Source organism: Paenibacillus sp. N3.4 (genome assembly GCF_008017805.1).
Lineage (GTDB): Bacteria > Bacillota > Bacilli > Paenibacillales > NBRC-103111 > Paenibacillus_E.
On the sequence record NZ_VRTT01000100.1, the window covers coordinates 1 to 19717 of the forward strand.

The window sequence follows — 19717 nt, forward strand, 5'->3', positions numbered from 1 at the left end:
CGTCTGGTAGTCCAAAGCGGAGAACGGCTCATCGAGCAGCATAATTTCAGGGTCTGTTGCTAATGTGCGCACAAGCGCCACCCGTTGGCGCATCCCCCCGAAGTTGTGGGGGGTAATAGTCTTTGTAAGCAAGAAGACCCATCTCATCCAATAAACGCTGAGGCATAGGCTGCAAGGAGTCCTCCTCCTGAGAATCCCATGCAGCTAACCCGATCCACATCTACGTCTTCGCGTGTTACGATATAATCCAATGCGCAGAGTGCTTCCTGTACGCGCAGCCCAGCCAGCGAAATGCCGTACAGCAGCAGATGGGAGGCTAATGTTTGACAAGAGGAATTACCGACTTGCCCATTGGCCTGATCGGCTTCAAGTCTGCGATCACCGAAGCCGATCACCTCTGGCGCTATGACAATGAAGCCGCGCTTTACGAGCTCGCGGGCATAATTGCCATGGATATCCGCTTCCCCCGTGTGCTCCGTTCCGTCTGGGTGGAGACCGACGATCTGTCTGCTGCCATATCCATGACCATGGATAGCCAACACCGCCGGTGTTTTCCCGCTAGCTCCTTTCGGAATCAACACATAAGCAGGAACACGAAATCCCCAAACCGTACCGAACTCGACTCGCTCCCGAAAATGATCCTCCAGTTCTAAACGTTCAAGCAGCATAGGCCGAAGCTCATCTTTCTCTTTCGAGATCCCCAAGGAGCCTGCTAATTTCTCTTTGACCCTCGCTTTCGTCTGCTCTGCACTCTCTGACTTTTTCAACTGCTTACGCTTCTCTTCAAAGTTGCGATACAGGTTCTCCATCGCAGTATCAGGATGCCACACGCGATTTCCTCCTCCGCTAGCAAACTTAATGTCTAGAAAGTGACAAGCTTGTCAACCACAACTGGCTGGCCTGTGCGCAAAGAGATATTGCCTGCAATCCCTGTCAAAATAGACATAGCTCCGTCTACATGAGAAGCAGCGCGCTCGAAACGATCGTCTGACGGTTTATCGAAAATGTCTTTAAGCAGCACCGGATCTCCGCCGCCATGACCGCCAACGCCTTCTTCCAGTTGAACTTGGTAAGGAGCGGCGAACATGGGGAATACCTTGATCGTTTTTTCTTTCAAAGCTCCCTCTTCTTCTTTAAGACCACCTGAGTTGACATATGATTTCTCTACAACTCTCAATTCAATACGGCCTTTACTGCCGTTAATTTGCACGTTGAAACCTTCCCAAGGCATGTAGGCATTAAGCGAGTAAGTTAAAATGGCCTTATTCTGATAACGAACCATGACACCCATCGTATCCTCAATATTGATACCGTCTCCGAATACGCTTTGATCCCTTTGATAGCCATCCTCGTGCTCCGCATCCAGATATAAACCTTTGAGATGCTCATTCGAATCCAAATGAAGCGCAAACGGATCATTTTTTGCAATTTCATTGCCTGTAGCTCGTTGATAAAATTCTGTTACACCACGCTTTTCAGCATTTTCTCTGCCGTAGAACATCAATCCACCCATAGCAAAAACCGTCTGCGGTTTCGTACCCAACCAGAAATTAACAAGATCGAAATGATGCGTCGATTTGTGTACGAGCAAGCCCCCGCCGTTACGCTTATCGCGGTGCCATCTGCGGAAGTAGTCAGCCCCGTGCTGCGTGTTCAATAGCCACTCGAAGTGTACGGAATGAACGTCGCCGATAACCCCATCCATAATCAATTCGCGGATTTTGGTATTATGCGGCGCATAGCGGTAATTAAAAGTGACGCGAAGCTGGCGTCCTGTCCGTTTGATCGTATCCAAAATTTCTTGACACTTCTCTTCATCAACCGTCATTGGTTTCTCAGATATGACATCACAGCCGAGCTCCATCGCTTTGATAATATACGTGTGATGTGTCCGATCAACGGAGGTGACGATTACGAAGTCAGGTTTTTCGGTTTTAATCATATTTTCAAATTGGTCCGCTTTATACGTCGGAACCGCGTGATAGTCATATTTATCGACAAGTAAACGATTGGTGAAATCCATACGAGTTTGGTTAATATCACAAATGGCTACCAGTTCTGATGTTTCTTTAAAATCAGTAACCATCGCACCATAGAAAAATTCTGCTCGTCCACCAGTACCAACAATCGCATAACGTTTTTTCATTTTAAATTAACCCCTCTCGAAAATAGATATGTCCTACTTCCAAGGTTAATACAATATTTGTTGCGTTTCTAATCAAATCTTATCTATTCACTATCATTCCTTGCATATTTTGCTATAATGACGATACAGATGAAACTCCTATCCAGAATTGAGGCGGTAACTTTGAAAACCTACGAAATCGAACGTCTTCGCAAGAGATCGTCCCTTCTCCATGCCGGTGAATCATTTCCATGATCACTATGAAATTTATTATTTACTTAGCGGAAAACGATACTATTTTATCCAAGATCGCTCTTACTTGATCCAAGAAGGAGGACTTGTCTTTATTGATAAAAATGAGCTTCACAAAACTCGCGGCTATGATGATCACCACCATGAGCGAATTTTGCTCAGCTTCGATGATAAGTGGATTCATTCCATTGGTGAAGATGCAGCAGAATGCTTGTTGTCCCCTTTCCGGCAAAAGCACCACCTTTTCTCTCTCGCAGGCATACATCGAACGACCGTTGAAAATCTGCTTTTCAGTTTGCTGCGCGAACAGCAGCAGATGCTTAGTGGCTGGCAGCTGAATAGCAAAGCCCTGCTTACGCAGCTGCTTGTCTTCTGCTCTCGACTCTCGGAAAAGTCAGCTGCGGAAGCTGAGCAACCACAAGCGCAGAATCTGAAGATATATGAAATCGTTACCTATATAAATGCACAGTATCGGAATCGTTTAACCTTAGCCTCCATATCCGAGAACTTTTATATTAGTCCAAGTTACTTTTGCCGCTCCTTCAGAGAAACAACCGGCTTCTCTTTCATCGAATATTTGAACAATGTCCGGATTCGTGAAGCCCAGCGCTTGCTTCGCGAAACAAAAAACAAAGTGATCGACATTGCGGAGCAGTCAGGGTTCGATAGTGTCGCGCATTTCGGGCGCGTGTTCAAGCAGGTGACCGGACAAACACCACTCGAATGCCGAAAGTTGATGCGACAAAGCTGATGCGTCAAGACGAATAAGCGGTAAAATTAAGCCGGCTGCGAGATGTCCTTCTACACAAGCATCCAGCATCATCCCAAAGTAAAAAGCCTCCATACCGAAGAGGCATGAAGGCTTCATTTAGAATCCAAAATATTGCTTGGCGTTGTTATATGAGATCCCTTGTACAAGTTGTTTCAACAGCTGATCGTCGTTCGGGAATTCACCCGCTTCGACCCACTCACCGAACATGTTGCATAAAATTCTACGGAAATAATCATGTCTGGTGTAGGACAAGAAGCTGCGGGAATCGGTAAGCATACCTACGAAACGCCCTAGCAAGCCAAAATTGCCAAGCGATTTCATCTGCTGAACCATGCCGTCCTTCGTATCGTTGAACCACCAAGCGGAGCCGAGTTGGATTTTGCCAGGGATTCCGTCACCTTGGAAGCTGCCCATGAGTGAAGCGAGAATTTCATTGTCACGCGCATTTAGCGAGTACAAAATGGTTCGCGGCAAAGACTCAGCAACAGCTAAGGAAGACAATAAACCCGTTAATGCGCTCGCGACAGCGCTATCGTTAATGGAATCGAAGCCGGTATCCGGACCCAGTGTTGCAAAAGCATGTCCGTTATTGTTGCGAGACGCATTGATGTGGTACTGCATGGCCCAATCCAGCTTTTTGTATACGCCACCTAGGAATAGCAGCGTAAACGCTTTATATTTCTTTTCATCTTCCAAGCTTACGGCATGACCCGATAGCGCGGATTTGAAAATTTGATCTACTTCTTCTTTGGTTGCTGCCGCATAAGGCACATAATCCAACGCATGATCGGATACTTTACATCCAACTGAATCGAAGAATATCGCTCTGCTCTCCAGACCCGCTAATAAATCGTCGTAACTGCTGATGCTGATGCCTGCGGATTTTTCCAATTGGCTGATCCATGGCAGGAATGTAGCGCGGTTAATTTCGAGCGCTTTGTCCGGACGGTAGGAAGGCAATACTTTTGTGTTAAAATCTTGAAGTTCTTTGATCTTAATATGATATTCCAGGGAATCCACTGGATCGTCGGTTGTACAGATGACAGTTACTTTGGAATTTGTAATTAAATCTCTGGCACGTGAACCGCCTTCAGCAAGCTTGGCGTTCGCTTTTTCCCAGATCACAGGCGCATTTTGTTCGTTAATAATCTCTTGAACATCGAAATAGGTTCGCAATTCCATATGAGACCAGTGGTAAAGCGGGTTGCCGATGGCCATAGGTAAGGTGGAAGCCCAAGCCAAGAAGCGTTCATAATCGCTTGCTTCGCCTGTAACCTTTGATTCCTCGACACCATTAGCGCGCATCATTCTCCACTTGTAGTGGTCACCATATAGCCAAGCTTCTGTTATGTTATTGAATTGCTTATTTTCGTAAATTTCTTTAGGGCTCAAATGGCAATGATAGTCAATAATTGGCAAATCCTTCGCAAACTCGTGGAATAGATGAATAGCAGTTTCATTGGTCAATAAGAAGTTCTCATCTAAAAATGTTTTCATGAAGATTATTCCCACCCTTCTCTTCTTATACAATCTGCCATCTATTTTATCAAGAATTCGACTCAAAAATCTTGTGATTTTTTGCTTTCATTTTGTAAAATATGCATATATTGACCTCATCTTGCTACTTACAATCATGCTTCAAGAAACAATAATAGCCCCTTTCGTAAGGAATGGGGCTTCTTACTTGTATTATGGAACGGTCTGGCCAACATCCGTACCCGCATGGATTTCCTCAGGAAGCTCTTCTGAAGCGCTGGGAATATGCCTTGGCTTGTAATTGATAACATCGGAGGAGGTAATGGTAATATAGATACGCCCCGGCAAAGCTTGTGCGCGAATCAGAACCGGTTGATTATAGTTATTCTTAAAGCTGAAATCAGGGCCCCCCCAATTCACCGTTGCATCACGCCCAGATGGTACGTAGGGAACAGACCTGCTGTGTGAGTAACGTTCTACGATTTGCAGACCTGCTCGGTCTGCCGCGTTAAACAATGTAGACGAAATTTGACAAATCCCCCCGCCGATTCCTTCCGAGAATTCACCTCGAACAATCACCTTTGCCGGCATATAGCCTCTTTCACGGGTCCGAACGCCTACAACCCTGTTAAAAGAGAACGTTTCACCGGGCTGTACGACGTAGTTGTTGATCGCTTGGGCAGCAAGCTTTATGTTAATAAACCGAAATTTGTTATTCGAATTAAAATAAGTTACATAATGGCCTATGGGGAACACGCGAATACTCGCCAGAAGCTCGCTGTCTACTTTCGGATACACCGTTAACTCGGGTACTTCGAACTTTAAAGGCCCCTCCTCATAAAAATGCTTATAAAATTGCTCGATAAAAGCTTGACGATTCAGTTGTGTCCCTGCTGCCTCCTTCTGTATGCTGCCTGCGTCATTAATGATTGCATTCACAGGCTTGCGATAGATCTTTTTTGCAATATCATCAGCCAAACGATCTAAACGTACATTGTCAACCATCGGCACATCTAGCAGATGAATCGCATAGTGCTCACGATCCACATCCGCGAAGTTTTTGCCGTTGATATCATTGGTTATTTGAGTTGGTGCCTCGCCTTGCTGCACAAGAAGCAGCAAACCTGCCATCCATCCATAACTCATAAATTAAAACACCCCCTCCCTATTGTAAACAATTGAAAATAATCCATACTATGTTAATGAAATCTCCCCCTCCATTTCATATAACCCCTGAAGTTTATTCTAGGGTCGATCCAACCACGAGGCAGTCTGTTGCTTCCAAATCTCTCTTGCTCGCTCAGCGAAAAGGAGCGATTGGGACCAACGATCGCTAATTTCATGCTGCCGACCTGCAAATTCATCCATCGTAATCGCATAGGGAGCAGGACCTAATTCACAGACGAATGGGAATAGCGAGTCGGGCTTGGAACATTTCAACCAGTGACTCATACCGCTGCGCCACCACCGTTCAAACTCATGAAGCATCGGATGCTCACCGGAATCTCCGATACTGACCTGAACCTGCTCCCCGTTCGATACTCTGGCGTGGATACTTGTCGTACGGGTCAATAACTTTTGCAAAAGCATCTCCGCTTCATCGCTGATTGTGTGCATTTCACCAGCTACAACATAGTGAGAGAAGTCGATTGTTAGGTTTAAATTAGCCAAGTGCTCGACATATTCAACAGTTCGGATTAGATCTTGGGTGATCGTCCCTCTATGAGTTTCAATAAACAATGGAAGCCCAGACTGTTCTGAGATATCAGTCAGTTGCTGCAGCAGCGCTTCCGCCGGTTGGCCTGTTAAGAATGGGGTTAATACTTGCGCATTGATAAAAGAAACCCGTCCCTTATAAGATTTCACTTGGCTTATAAATGCCCTCATATCTTGAGCTGATTTTGGATAAGCGTTAACACTGAACGATAGACCATAATGATCAAGCAGTCGCCTCCACTCAGCGGCTGACTCCGTGGATGGAAGAAATCCATTGATCCCGTCATAGCCTGCTTCCGCAATATGCCGAAATTTCTCCGCTATCGACCATTCACAGCCTTCCTCACCGATACCGTTCATGGCCCACCACGACATGAGTACTTCTAAGCGGGGTCCCGCCTCTTTAGTGAGGGTACACGTTTTCAAACTCTTCACCGCAAGGACCTCCGGATGGGTTAATTTCCAGGTCGACCGGAGTGCCATTTTGACGATACAGCGGGCGATAATGATTACTAATATGCGTTGCCGAGGCATTGGCATAATGACAAATAAATGCCCGCCGGAATCGATCCTTGGTCTTATTGCGATAAGAGCCGTGAATCAGATTTCCATTAAAAAAGAGAACATCTCCGCGATCCATAACGACAGGCATTGCTTTTTCATCTTTAGGCGGCTTCACGTAATGCGTCGTGAACGATTCCTTGGCATCCGCGCTAACGGGGCAAGCAATATCCATATGGTTCGTTTTCGGGACAACGAGCAAACCACCATTTTCCTCATCCGCTGCATCTATAGCCGTCCAAGCTGCAATACAATTGCCCGGCTCCACCTGCAAATAGAAATTATCCTGATGCAGTGCCTGTCCCCGGGAGCCCGGAGGCTTGTAATAAAACATGCTTTGCGCAGCCAGCGCTTCTTCTTCATATAAATCTGCTAAAACGTCCATGACCGGTTGATGCAGCATATACGTCTTGGCTGTTTCATTAAAACGATGAGGGTGCATAACGCGAGGATACCGTTTTAAGGGATCGTTCCAGTCTGCTTGCAGCTCCGGCTCAAAATAGCCAGGAATCGTTTGATGACTGATTGTTTCAAAGGCTTCGTCTATTTCAGACAAATGCTGGTCAGAAAACAACCCTTTAACGATTAAATACCCATCGGTTTCAAATTGTTTTTTTTGTTCGCTTTTCAGCATACGCAATATCTGTGACATGTTCATTCCTCCCCAAAAGTAAATCGTTATTCCAAAATTCCTTCCTCATAAGCATAGCGAAACTACATCTCTCATAGAAGTAAGGATGATGCTAAATACTCCTACAATCCTGCTATTTGATTGAAATAAATAAGACTTTCCTATTATGATAAGTAGAAAAGTCTCTACAGCAGGAAAGGAATGAGCATCGTGAGCATCGAAAAAGAAACCCTATTGGCGGGCCATTTTTTAGAACCAGACTCCTATGTAATCAAACGCCCGCATGGACTAGACAATTGGCTGTTAACATTCACTCTTGAAGGGGAAGGTTATTTTATGACCGGAGGGTATGAACAACGCTGTAGGGCGGGCGATCTCACATTACTCAAGCCAGGGGCTCCTCATCACTACGGCACGAGAAAAGGTCAAACTTGGAATTTCGTATGGACTCACTTTCCAACTCGTTTCACGGAAACAAACCTGATGCCAGATAAAGAACTGCTCATTCTTAGCATCGAAAAAGGGTCGTTACGCGAGCGTATTTATCAAGCTTGCACACGCATGTTAGGAGACTTTAGAGAACGCGGCGAGTTTTGGCATGAGCTGTGCGGAGGCTCTTTACGGGAAATTTTGTACATCATGGCACAGAAAACAAGCAGAAAAATGGACTCGCGCATTGAAGAAGTCCTTCACCTGCTATCACAACATATGCGCCAAACGATCCGAATTGAAGATTTGTCTCAAGCCGTGGGGCTTTCCCCTTCTCGCTTATCTCATCTTTTCAAAACAAGCACAGGGTATTCCATTATCGACACCTTGAACCGGATGCGCATTCAACAGGCTGTGCTTTTGCTGGAACATACGGATCGCAGCGCTTCTGAGGTTTGTTACGATGTAGGGTTTCAGAACTATAACCATTTTACGAATCAATTCCGCAAATGGTACGGCATGAACCCTCGAACGTTCGTAAACAGCCAACGGTAAAATTTATTTGACAGTTGGACTGCGGAAATGTAACTTAAGGCTATATTCAACTAGAGGAGGATTTTTATGACCTTTGAAAATAATCTGAACAAGTATGCCGAACTTATTGTTCGTGTTGGTCTGAATATTCAGTCCGGCCAAACGCTGTGGATCAACGCACCGATTGATCATCCCGCGCTTGTGCGCCTCATATCCCGCAAGGCCTATGAATTAGGAGCCAAGCATGTACATATCGAGTGGCAGGATGAAATCAGCACGAAAATTAAATATATGTATGCACCCGATGAAGCGTTTCACGAATATCCTGCATGGAGAGCGCAAGCCCTTGATGAGCTGGCCGACAATAATGGCGCTTATTTATGGATTGATGCCGATGATCCTGAACTGCTGAAGGATGTCGATCCTGCGCGCATGGCGGCTAATGCCAAAGCGGCAGGTCCTAAACTTGTAAAATGGCGAGAATTTATGTCCTCTTACAAAATGACATGGTCGATCGTTGCCGCGCCTTCAGCAGCCTGGGCACAGAAAGTATTTCCTCATTTGGAAGAGGACGCTGCGATAAGCGCGCTGTGGGAGGCCATCTTCCAAGCTGCACGAGTGGATCAAGAGAACCCTGTGCTTACTTGGAATGACCATAATCAGACTCTTCGCAGCAAAAGAGAACAACTGAACGAAAAGCAATATCGGAAGATTCATTACCATGCCCCAGGCACAGAACTTACCGTTGAGCTGCTGGACAACCACATTTGGAGAGGCGGTTCTGCCACAAATGGGACGGGCGGCTTCGACTTCAACCCCAACATACCAACGGAAGAAGTATTCATTTCTCCCCATCGATTGGGCACAAACGGAACGGTTCGAAGTACGAAACCCTTAAGCTACCAAGGCAGCTTAATCAATAATTTCACGATCACTTTCGACAAGGGAAGAGTTGTTGATTATTCTGCTGAACAAGGCTACGAGTCTCTCAAAGCGATGATCGAGATGGACGAAGGCGCTCATTATTTAGGAGAAATTGCGCTTGTCCCGCATCGCTCACCGATTTCGGACTCCAACTTGATTTTCTTTAACACACTTTACGATGAGAATGCTTCTAATCATTTAGCTTTGGGTAGAGCGTTCCCTACATGTATTGTAGGTGGCACTACCATGTCTAAAGAAGAACAGATCCAAGCCGGTCTAAATGTTAGCCTCATTCATGTCGACTTCATGATCGGTTCTGCCGACATGGATATTGACGGCGAACATGCGGACGGCAGCAGAGAGCCTATCTTCCGTAAGGGCAATTGGGCATTTTAACACACGAAGGGGCTATCCCAGAGTCATTTGTTACTGGCTCTAGGGATAACCCCTTGCTTTCGTTTTGGGAAGGCTGATGCTTTTCCCATAGACGCTAAATTACTTAGCGAATAGCTTTTCTGCGGCATCCAGCGACATTCTATTGCCAATTGCTGAGTAATCCAACCAAGGTTGGTCAGCAATCGGATAAACATGCCCCGCTTTTACCGCTTTGAGCCCTTTCCAAATGGGATTCGAGGATAACTGTTCGAAAAGCTTTTTCGCCGAATCTTCATTGTTCACAATGACAAAAATCGCATCTGCATCGTAATCAGGCAGAACTTCCTGCGAAATCGTTTCGTAAGCTTTGTTGATCTTCTCTACACCGTTTGCCGGCTTCAACGCCAAATCAGTAAAGAGAATCGGTCCCAGCGGACGCTTCATTCCCATAACACGCAGCTCTTTCGCTGTTACACGGATCGCCATAACCTTCCCGTCGCCAATTTTATCCTTGATGAGACCCTTCACTTTCGTTGCCTCTGTCTCGTAATCCTTTATATAAGTTTCCGCCTGCTGCTCGCGGTTAACGAGCTTACCGATTTTTTTCAAATGATCGCGCCATGTGCCTTCGTCCAGGTTAAACAATTCCGTTTTGGCGATTTTTTCATACTTCGCAATATCATTGCCTGCAAACTGTTGATCCAAATAAATGACATCAGGCTTCAAAGCGAGCAAAGCTTCCATATCGGGCTCTGTAGCGACCCCTAGTTTTTTGGTATTTTGCAGACGATCCGCAACGTGAGGCAGGAATGCTTTAAGATCTCCCCCCATGACAGAGCCGACAGGCGTGATGCCTAGCGCCAACAAGTCATTCGTTAAATGGATAGAAACAGAAGCGATACGAGGCTCTTTTTCTACCGGTTTTACAGAACTCGCTGCTGTTGGTGTCGTAGATGCGGCAGGTGCTGGTATCGCAGAGGCTGCTCCTTGTTTAGGTGCTGTTTGTCCGCAAGCAGCCAAAACGAATAGGGAACTGATGAGACTCATGAGAACTACATTTTTCTTTTTCACAATAAAACTCCTTCATCGATCATTATTTAGTTTTTACTAACAAGTATAAGAAATACGGCGCGCCCACTGCCGCGACTACGACGCCTGCCGGTATGGCATTGGGCTGGAAAATGGAACGTCCTACCGTGTCCGCTGCCACCAAAATGACTAATCCGATCAATCCTGATATCGGAAGCACATACTGATGCATAGGCCCAACGAGTCGGCGCGCCAGATGCGGCGCAACTAACCCCAGAAAGCCAATGCCTCCTGCCATCGCTACGCTTGCACTGGATAATGCGACTGCGCTCATGAGAAGCAGCAATCGCTCTCGATTTACTGCAATGCCCATCCCTGAGGTCATTTCGTCACCTAGAGAAAAAGCGTTCAAAACTTTCCACTTCGAGAGTGTGAAGGGAGTGAAAATGACGATCCAGGGAAGCAAGGCATTCACATGAATCCAATTTCTCCCCCACACATTGCCGATCAGCCATCTTGACGTAAAGCTATATGTGGCATCATCTAAGCGCAGCGAAAGGAATAAGGTGATTGCGCTGAATCCTGCGGCAATTGCAATTCCTACAAGAATCAAGCGGATGGGTACAACACCCTTGTGACGGTCATAGGCCAAGGCCACGATGAGAAAAGCAGTGATAACACCACCCGCAAAGGCGAACACAGGAATGAGCAAAGACGGCATTCCCTTCATGGAATGGAAGAAGCTGACGAAGACAATTAAACCTAACGCTGCACCTGCATGAAGGCCGAGAATACCCGGATCAGCAAGTCCATTTCTCGTGATGCCCTGCAAAATAGCGCCGGATACGCCTAAGCCAATGCCTGCCAGCATCGTAACCAAGATGCGCGGCAATCGATATTCAAATAACACCAACTGACTATCCGAGCTGCCGTAACCTAGGAAGGTTTGCCAAACAGCAAGTGGCGAGAGCCGAATCGTGCCCGTATTCAAGCTAATTAAGATAATGGCTGCACTTATCAGCAGCAAGCAAATACCTACGGTTATGCTCTTCCTCCTACGCTGAATATGCCTCTGCAACTCCACTCACAAACTCCTCCTTTCTCTCCGCGCCAAATACAGAAAGAAAGGTACGCCTATCAATGCCACCATCAAGCTGATTGCCAACTCTTTAGGCGGATGTACCATGCGTGCTCCTAAATCCGCAAGCACGAGCAAGACAGCTCCCAATAGACTGGATAGAGGGATAATGAAACGATAATCGACACCAACGATCTTTCTCGCGATATGGGGTATGACCAGTCCGACGAAACCGATGGAACCTACGGCTGACACGCCAATACCGGCGAGAAGTACAGCCAGCACGATGCCAAGCACGCGAATCCGTCCTGTTTTCACTCCCAAATTAACCGATACCTCATCACCTAAAGAAATTAAGGATATAGATCGACTAATCATCATGCTGCATAGTATCGCCAGTAGAATGATAGGTATCAGCAGTTTGAGATGATGCCATTTCACACCAGCGACACCGCCTGCATACCAGAAAGCTAGATCCTGATTCAGGTTGTAGTAAATAGCGATGCCTGTGCTCAGCGAGTGCAGCAGCGCGGCTACAACGGCACCGGCTATGGTCAGACGAAGAGGCGTCAATCCTCCCGGCGTGGAAGACCCGAGCAGAAAAATAACAGCGGTACTAAACACAGCGCCTAAGAATGAAACCAGCATGAGAGTGGAATACGAAATAGCAGGAAAAAATGCGAAGCTTAAGGCTACCATGAAGGTTGCCCCCGCATTAATGCCCAGTATGCCGGAATCCGCCAAGGGATTGCGTGTAATTCCCTGCATCAAAGCACCCGCGACCGCGAAGCCCGCTCCGATGATCGCCGCGCCCAAAACCCGTGGAAAACGTAATTCATGAATAATCTGATGCGTAGTTAGCGCTCCATTATAATGAAAAATCGCAGACCATACGGTGCTTAGCGTCAAATCTTTGGCACCAAACGAAATCGCGATAAACATGACGACCAAAAGTGCAAACAGTGCCATGACGCTGATCATTCCAAATGTAACTCCATTCATGCTCGCACGACTCGACTTCATGGTTAAGCTTCATACCTCTCGTTAATATTGATAATCATTATCAATAAACTAATTATAGAAATGTCTCTTGCTTTCGTCCATGTCATTTTTAAAGATTTTATCCTTGGATTATTTTTGGATTGGCTGTCTGTTCTAATCATTAGTACCCGTTAATAAAGAAACGGCCTGATTAAGCAGCTGCTCAATGGATTGGGGGGCATAGACCATCCATTCCTCCCATTGTAGAAAGAAATATCGTCCCTGACGAATCGACGGATAACTAAGCCAAACAGGGTCTGTGGTCATTTGCTGCCTCAGCTTGGCCGCATCCTGACCGGCTGGGTATAAGAAAATGATATAGTCGGATTCATACTGGCTCATTTCCTCTGGAGTCACCGCAAGCCAATTAAAACGGGTGCCTTCTCGGTGTTTGTTCATTTCCCGGGCAATGCGACTTGGAGGTGTCAACTGCAAAGAACGATAAAAAATATGTCCGACATTTCTTGCTCCGTACAATCTCAGTCCTTTATTCGTCATTCGGCAAATCGCTAACGTCGGACTTCCGAACGTTTTTCGGATTCGTTTGCGCGCCTGTTCCGCTTTGTATGTATGAAGCTGGATCCATTCTTTTGCCTTATGCCTCCGACCCACAAGCTGACCGATTTCCTCCAAATGGTCAAACACATCCAGTGTTGTCCACGGAATAGAAATGATAGGCGCAATATCGCCAATATGCTCTCTGGCTTTCAAGACAACGTTCTCTTTACATACAATCAAACTCGGCTCGGCATCAAGAAAAGCTTGTCGGCTTATTTCCCAAGCGTCTGTCGCATGAAAAGGCAATCTTAATGACTTGGATACTTGTGAGATCTGACTTTCATGATAAAATTGAGCAGCCGAAGGAATAATTCCTAGTGTTAGTAAATGATCTGTGTATGGATATGAAAGAGAAACAATATTCGAAATCCGCTCATAGGAATACTGCGTTGGCGCATATCCGCTGCTTTCTTTAAAACGGCGGCTAAAATAAAACTCATCCCGATAGCCCACTAAGCCAGCAACATCGCGTATTTTGGGGGTGGATAACAGCAGCATTTCCTTAGCCTTGTTCATGCGGACCTGTGTAAGAAATTCAATCGGTGTTTTATTCATCTTTTGCTTAAAACGTTGCGAATAATAAGCAGGATGCATACCTGCAATTCCGGCTAGTTTATCTAAATGTATATCCATATGGTAAGCATCCTGCATATATTGAATGGTAAGCTGCAGAGACGCATCGGCATCTTTGGGCACAGTTGGCAGCTCAGGTTGATCTTTCAGAATCATTTCCAACAATTCATACACGTACTGCTGCCGCAAATGCTCCCTAACGCTGGAACTGCCATAAGCGGATGCCAGCAACTGCATTTTGCGTTGAAATACTAATAAATCGACCTGGAGTAGACCTCGCTTGGGAAATGAAAGCTCGCGGTCATATACTTTACGAATGCTCGTATTTTCCGCAATGCGAAACAAATCAAATTCCAACTTATAAATAAGGCTGCTGTCATTGCCCGATAAGTTCAAGGTTTCTGCGTTTTCACCTGGCAGCAGCAAGATCAAAGTTCTCCCACCCAGTATATGAACTTCATCCTGCTCAATTTGGAGCTGACCTCTCGTCTTTACAAAAAAGAGCAGCGTGTGATGCCTAACCTTAGGCATATTTAAGCTCCACTCTGCCACATTGGATATAACATCCAATTCCACTAACTCTAACAAAGTCCCCTGTAAATAGACTTCGTTGTCGATCACACGACTCACCCAGGTTCCTCCTTGATAGATATTGATAATCATTCTCAATTTAGTATATCATAAATGTGTATTTTTCGCAGGTACAAAGTAAGGAGACTACGATGACATACTTATTTATACAACAAGTCCCCCTCATTGGGAAAAGTATAAGAATGAGCTCGGATATGATACTCTATTCATAAAGACACGTTATGATCCCATCCAATCAAAGGAGTTGATCATATGAGTAAGATCCCCTCGATTGCTGTAATTAGCGTCCCTTTCGATCTCGGAGCCGGTCGGCGCGGCGCAAATAAGGGACCTAAGGCTGTCATGCAAGTTGGATTGTTACATGATCTGCAGCAATTATCATTGTCAATTGCCCATACATCCGAAATCTGTCTAATAAATGAACTGTTGGACCCCCTTGGCGCGAATGTGGATACAACTAACCTCAATTATTTGGCAGAAGTTGCTGCTATTAATACAAGACTTGCAGAACAAGTTGCAAGAGTTGTCGCTACTCAACAATTCCCTCTTATCCTTGGTGGGGATCATAGTATTGCTATCGGCACACTCGCTGGTCTTTCCGAGCATTATAACAATTTGGGCGTTATTTGGATCGATGCGCATTCCGACTTAAATACAACCGCTACCAGTCCTTCCGGAAACATACACGGTATGTCTCTGGCCGTCAGCTTAGGGATGGGGCATCCCCTTTTAACCGAAATTAAACATAATCGGCCTAAAGTAAAGCCTGAACATGTTGTTCTTATAGGCTCTCGGTCACTGGACGAAGGCGAAAAGAAGCTGATCCGCTCCCTAGGCATCAAATGTTTTACGATGTATGACATTGATCGCAAAGGGATGGCTCTTGTTATGCAAGAGGCTATAGACTATATCCGCGTCCGTACAGACGGCGTTCATCTTAGCTTTGACGTCGACTCCCTCGATCCAATCGAAGCGCCTGGAACTGGGACGACAGTAAAAGGGGGACTTCAATTTCGCGAAGCTCATTTAGCTGTAGAAATGCTTCATGAGGCCGGGATTATAACATCTGCCGAATTCGTTGAAGTGAACCCTCTTTTGGACGAAAACAATAAAACCTCGCTCTTAACTGCTGGTTTAATTTGTTCTTTGATGGGGAAACAAATTTTGTGAAAAGCAGGGATGGTACCAGTAAGACATTGTGCAGTATGCCAAAGGAGTAAACCATGAAAGCCTTAAACCAGTGGTACATCAACATACTTTTAGTCGTTCTCAGCGTGGCCACAGTCTGCATCTTCCTCTTATTCAGAAATAAAACGTATTACGATTTTCTGCTTTGGAATTTATTTCTGGCTTGGATACCTTATGTGATATCTTTGTTTGCTTATTACGTTCACACGCGGAAAGCGACGCTATTCCACCATGCTCTGCTAGTCATATTGGGTGTAGTCTGGCTGCTTTTCCTGCCCAATGCGCCCTATTTAATAACCGATTTGCTTCACTTGACCATATTAAAAGATAACTACGTTCATAAAGGAGCCGTATCTTTTAAATATTGGTACGATTTTTTTGTCGCTTTTTTATTCGTGTGGAATGGGCTGTTGCTTGGATGCAGTTCCATGTATCTCTCTCACTACATGTGGAGAAAGAAATTCAATCGCTTATCATCGTGGATGTTTATTACAGCTATAGCTCTATTAAGCGGTTATGGCATTTTGTTAGGAAGAGAATACCGATTGAACAGCTGGGATGCGTTAATGAATCGAAGTTATTGGATGTGATTGAGAAAACCCTGAATCCGGAAGCTTTTAAATTCTGTCTATTGCTGGGGTTCGTGATCATGACGATGTACACAACTTTTTACTTACTGATGAATGGCATAGGTATAACAAATAAAAACGTCCCTGCCTCATCTAGCGATGAGTAGGGACGTTTCTTCTATTTTACAAGACTAGCCGCCTAGTCAATAGGCTGAAGCAGTCTCTCACCGGCAATACCCGGTGTTGTCATTTGAATCGGATTTAAGATTTCTTCGATCTCTTCCACCGTTAACAGCCCTCGCTCCAAAATGAGCTCTTTGAGCGTCATCCCCGTGCGTATAGCTTCTTTCACCAACTGCGCGGCGACTTCGTAGCCCAAATGAGGATTCAAAGCGGTAACAATGCCGAAGCTCTGCTCCACGTAGGTCGCACAGCGTTCCCGATCTGCTTCCAGTCCTTCAATAGCAAAGCGTTCAAATACATCCGCGGCGTTTCGCAGTATTTTAAGAGATTGAAGCAAATTGAAAGCAATTACCGGCCCCATGACGTTGAGCTCGAATTGCCCTGCCTCACAAGCCAAGCAGATGGTATGATCGTTTCCTATGACTTGGAACGCCACTTGATTAACGACCTCCGGCATAACCGGATTCACTTTGCCAGGCATGATTGATGAGCCAGGCTGTCTCGGCGGCAGCTTCAATTCTCCTAATCCTGTTCGCGGACCTGAAGCCATCAAGCGAATATCATTGCATATTTTGGAAAGGTTCACTGCGCATACCTTCAAAGAAGCTGACAACTCTGTGTAGGCATCCATGTTCTGTGTACCGTCAACCAAGTGCTCCGCAAGTTCAATCGGCAAATCACTCTCTTTTTTTAAGTGAAACATGACGCGATCGACATATTCAGGCTTAGCATTAAGTCCTGTACCAACAGCCGTTGCTCCCATATTCACGATGAGAAGTCCTTGCGATGCATGCCGGATGCGATTAATATCCCGCTGTAAAACACGTGCATAGGCCGCGAATTCCTGACCAAGTCGAATAGGCACCGCATCTTGGAGATGCGTTCTCCCCATTTTAATCACATCATCAAATTGTATCTCTTTCTTAGCAAAAGCACTTTGCAGCGAAATCATCGTTTCGATCAATTGCTGTGCCAAGCGGTAGGCAGCTATTTTAATAGCTGTTGGAATGACATCGTTCGTGGATTGCGACATATTCACATGGTTGTTTGGGTTGCATTGGAAATACGTACCCTTCTTCTCATTCATATGCTCCAAAGCTCGATTGGCCAGCACTTCGTTCATATTCATATTGATGGAGGTGCCTGCCCCGCCTTGGATGGAGTCCACAATAAACTGATCCAAGAGTTGACCCTGCCTTACATCTTCGGCTGCTTTCACTAACTCTTCTCCGATTTTCTTAGGCAGCATATGGGTATCCATATTCGCTAACGCAGCAGCCTTCTTCACCTCCGCCAAGGCCACAATCAACTCGTGGTGAATCTTGACGCCGGTAATGGGAAAATTTTCTAAAGCACGCATTGTTTGAATGCCATAGTAGGCATCGGAAGGAACTTGTTTTTCTCCTAAAAAGTCTTTCTCGATTCGAAAAGTCATCGTACACACCGTTCCCTCTTGTAAAGTAACTGCTCGTCTTGAAGCAGGTGCTCCGAAAATCCTTCTTTCTCTTCAAGCTTCTGGCTCATGGATTCAAAAGCCTATTAGATCATTTCGCGATTGCCCAAAGGGACTCCTGCTATTAATTGAATAATATCTCCCCTTCAGTATGCTCAATTTCATTAAAATTTCCTCTTTTGACAATTCTATGTGACGAATGCGGCAACGTTCATCAGAAGCTGGAATACTATGAATGACGGGCTATTACCCGCATACATGCCTATAGACTTGCCCAATAGGGAGGAAAACTTATGGACACCTCTAGCTCTGATATTATCAAAAAAACAGACACATTCGGCGCGCATAATTACCACCCGCTTCCGATTGTTATATACAAGGCATCCGGTGTTTGGGTCGAAGACCCCGAAGGGAATCGTTATATGGATATGCTGAGCGCATATTCCGCTTTGAACCAAGGTCATTGTCATCCCTACCTCATACAAGCACTCCGCAACCAAGCCGATAAAGTGACCCTAACCTCTCGGGCTTTCTATAGCGAAACGCTGGGCAATTTCTATGAAATGCTCTCCAATTATACTAACAAACCAATGATTCTGCCGATGAACACAGGCGCTGAGGCTGTAGAAACCGCGATAAAAGCCGTTCGTCGCTGGGGCTATAAAGTGAAAGGTATACCGATTAATCAGGCAGAAATCATTGTCTGTGAAGGCAATTTCCATGGGCGTACGGTTACCATCACTTCGTTTTCTTCTTCATCCGACTATCAGCGGGGCTTCGGACCGTTCACGCCTGGTTTTCGAATCATCCCTTACGGGGATTCGAATGCATTGCGCGAAGCCATGGGTCCAAATACCTGCGCGTTCTTGTTTGAGCCGATACAAGGCGAAGCCGGAATTCGCATACCGCCCGACCATTATTTGCGGGAGTGTTATGAGCTGTGTCAAGCGAATAAGGTGTTGCTCGTCGCCGACGAGATTCAGACGGGATTCGGCCGCACAGGACGCAGGTTCGCCTGCGACTGGGAAGATGTCACTCCGAATCTGTATATCTTGGGCAAAGCGCTTGGCGGCGGCGTTTTTCCAATCTCGGCGGTAGTCGGTGACCGCGAGGTTCTCGATGTTTTCGAGCCCGGTTCGCATGGCTCCACCTTTGGCGGTAACCCGCTCGGCTGCGCGGTGGCCTGCGCCGCGATGGAGGTCACGCTAAACGAGAAGCTCGCAGAGCGCTCGGAGGAGCTTGGCGCCTATTTCCTGAAGCGACTTCAGGAAATTCGATCTCCATGGATTGCCGAGATCCGCGGTCGAGGATTGTTCATTGGTATGGAGCTTACCGCTGCTGCGCGTCCTTTCTGTGAAATACTGAAAGAAAAAGGACTTCTTTGCAAAGAAACTCATGAACATATCATCCGTTTTGCTCCACCTCTGACGATAACGCAGGAAGAGTTGGACTGGGCGTGGGAGCATGTGAATGATGCGCTGCTTCATGCTTGAAAGCACTTCATGTGCATAATATCTAAGATACGGAAAAGAAAGGCCATAAGCCTCTCCCGAAGGAACCTGATCTGGACCCTCTGTCAAGGACACTTGAAAAAAGCCTGGTTTAGTTTAGGCGGCTAACAATAGATGATTCCTGTATTGTACAGGGGTCATCTTTTTT

At 45.9% G+C, this 19717-nt stretch carries 17 protein-coding genes and 1 pseudogene; 6 read left to right on the forward strand and 12 right to left on the reverse strand.

Going from position 1 to position 19717, the window contains the following annotated elements:
• From FU659_RS31005 to FU659_RS31015, 3 genes and pseudogenes are all read right to left on the reverse strand, one after another.
• Positions 1-115, reverse strand: a pseudogene (locus FU659_RS31005) (ATP-binding cassette domain-containing protein); the annotation flags it as partial.
• 28 nt (positions 116-143) lie between these two features.
• Positions 144-830: a dienelactone hydrolase family protein gene (locus FU659_RS31010; protein ID WP_147951103.1), complete on the reverse strand. Its 687-nt coding sequence runs from the start codon at positions 828-830 to the stop codon at positions 144-146.
• Between the two features lie 32 nt (positions 831-862).
• Positions 863-2146 carry a Gfo/Idh/MocA family protein gene (locus FU659_RS31015; protein WP_147951104.1) on the reverse strand — a complete coding sequence of 428 codons (1284 nt, stop codon included), beginning with the start codon at positions 2144-2146 and terminating at the stop codon, positions 863-865.
• 217 nt (positions 2147-2363) lie between these two features.
• Here FU659_RS31015 and FU659_RS31020 point away from each other — a divergent pair, with 217 nt between their 5' ends.
• Positions 2364-3128: a helix-turn-helix transcriptional regulator gene (locus FU659_RS31020; protein ID WP_222708687.1), complete on the forward strand. Its 765-nt coding sequence runs from the start codon at positions 2364-2366 to the stop codon at positions 3126-3128.
• A 117-nt stretch (positions 3129-3245) separates the two neighbouring features.
• On the opposite strand, the gene uxaC is transcribed toward FU659_RS31020, so the two are convergent.
• From uxaC to FU659_RS31040, 4 genes are all read right to left on the reverse strand, one after another.
• Positions 3246-4646 carry a glucuronate isomerase gene (uxaC, locus tag FU659_RS31025; protein ID WP_147951106.1) on the reverse strand — a complete coding sequence of 467 codons (1401 nt, stop codon included), beginning with the start codon at positions 4644-4646 and terminating at the stop codon, positions 3246-3248.
• Between the two features lie 192 nt (positions 4647-4838).
• Positions 4839-5771: a VanW family protein gene (locus FU659_RS31030; RefSeq protein ID WP_147951107.1), complete on the reverse strand. Its 933-nt coding sequence runs from the start codon at positions 5769-5771 to the stop codon at positions 4839-4841.
• A gap of 99 nt (positions 5772-5870) precedes the next feature.
• Positions 5871-6776, reverse strand: coding sequence for a sugar phosphate isomerase/epimerase family protein (locus tag FU659_RS31035; protein WP_315971394.1), 906 nt, complete (start codon positions 6774-6776; stop codon positions 5871-5873).
• Complete coding sequence (locus FU659_RS31040; RefSeq protein ID WP_147951108.1) at positions 6745-7554, reverse strand: phytanoyl-CoA dioxygenase family protein; 810 nt, start codon at positions 7552-7554, stop codon at positions 6745-6747. Before FU659_RS31040 ends, FU659_RS31035 begins: the two co-directional genes overlap by 32 nt.
• Before the next feature lie 180 nt (positions 7555-7734).
• Here FU659_RS31040 and FU659_RS31045 point away from each other — a divergent pair, with 180 nt between their 5' ends.
• Positions 7735-8517, forward strand: a complete 783-nt coding sequence (locus FU659_RS31045; RefSeq protein WP_147951109.1) for a helix-turn-helix domain-containing protein — start codon at positions 7735-7737, stop codon at positions 8515-8517.
• A 66-nt stretch (positions 8518-8583) separates the two neighbouring features.
• The gene (locus tag FU659_RS31050) at positions 8584-9816 is read left to right on the forward strand and encodes an aminopeptidase (RefSeq protein ID WP_187274518.1); all 1233 of its coding nucleotides are present in this window, start codon (positions 8584-8586) and stop codon (positions 9814-9816) included.
• 99 nt (positions 9817-9915) lie between these two features.
• Here FU659_RS31050 and FU659_RS31055 read toward each other — a convergent pair whose 3' ends face one another.
• From FU659_RS31055 to FU659_RS31070, 4 genes are all read right to left on the reverse strand, one after another.
• Complete coding sequence (locus FU659_RS31055; protein WP_147951111.1) at positions 9916-10866, reverse strand: iron-hydroxamate ABC transporter substrate-binding protein; 951 nt, start codon at positions 10864-10866, stop codon at positions 9916-9918.
• A gap of 22 nt (positions 10867-10888) precedes the next feature.
• Positions 10889-11890: a FecCD family ABC transporter permease gene (locus FU659_RS31060; protein ID WP_147951118.1), complete on the reverse strand. Its 1002-nt coding sequence runs from the start codon at positions 11888-11890 to the stop codon at positions 10889-10891.
• Positions 11891-11908: 18 nt separating this feature from the next.
• A complete protein-coding gene (locus FU659_RS31065; protein WP_147951119.1) occupies positions 11909-12871 on the reverse strand; it encodes a FecCD family ABC transporter permease in 963 nt (320 codons plus the stop codon).
• A gap of 186 nt (positions 12872-13057) precedes the next feature.
• Positions 13058-14704, reverse strand: coding sequence for a helix-turn-helix domain-containing protein (locus FU659_RS31070; RefSeq protein ID WP_187274519.1), 1647 nt, complete (start codon positions 14702-14704; stop codon positions 13058-13060).
• Between the two features lie 213 nt (positions 14705-14917).
• On the opposite strand from FU659_RS31070, the gene rocF reads away from it, so the two are divergent.
• Positions 14918-15835, forward strand: a complete 918-nt coding sequence (gene rocF, locus FU659_RS31075) for an arginase (RefSeq protein WP_147951113.1) — start codon at positions 14918-14920, stop codon at positions 15833-15835.
• 53 nt (positions 15836-15888) lie between these two features.
• A complete protein-coding gene (locus FU659_RS31080) occupies positions 15889-16443 on the forward strand; it encodes a DUF1361 domain-containing protein (RefSeq protein ID WP_147951114.1) in 555 nt (184 codons plus the stop codon).
• A 178-nt stretch (positions 16444-16621) separates the two neighbouring features.
• Here the strand turns inward: FU659_RS31080 and FU659_RS31085 are convergent, their stop codons facing one another.
• Positions 16622-18040 carry an aspartate ammonia-lyase gene (locus FU659_RS31085; RefSeq protein WP_187274520.1) on the reverse strand — a complete coding sequence of 473 codons (1419 nt, stop codon included), beginning with the start codon at positions 18038-18040 and terminating at the stop codon, positions 16622-16624.
• A 311-nt stretch (positions 18041-18351) separates the two neighbouring features.
• On the opposite strand from FU659_RS31085, the gene FU659_RS31090 reads away from it, so the two are divergent.
• Positions 18352-19551, forward strand: coding sequence for an ornithine--oxo-acid transaminase (locus FU659_RS31090; RefSeq protein WP_147951116.1), 1200 nt, complete (start codon positions 18352-18354; stop codon positions 19549-19551).
• The last annotated feature ends 166 nt before the right edge of the window (positions 19552-19717 follow it).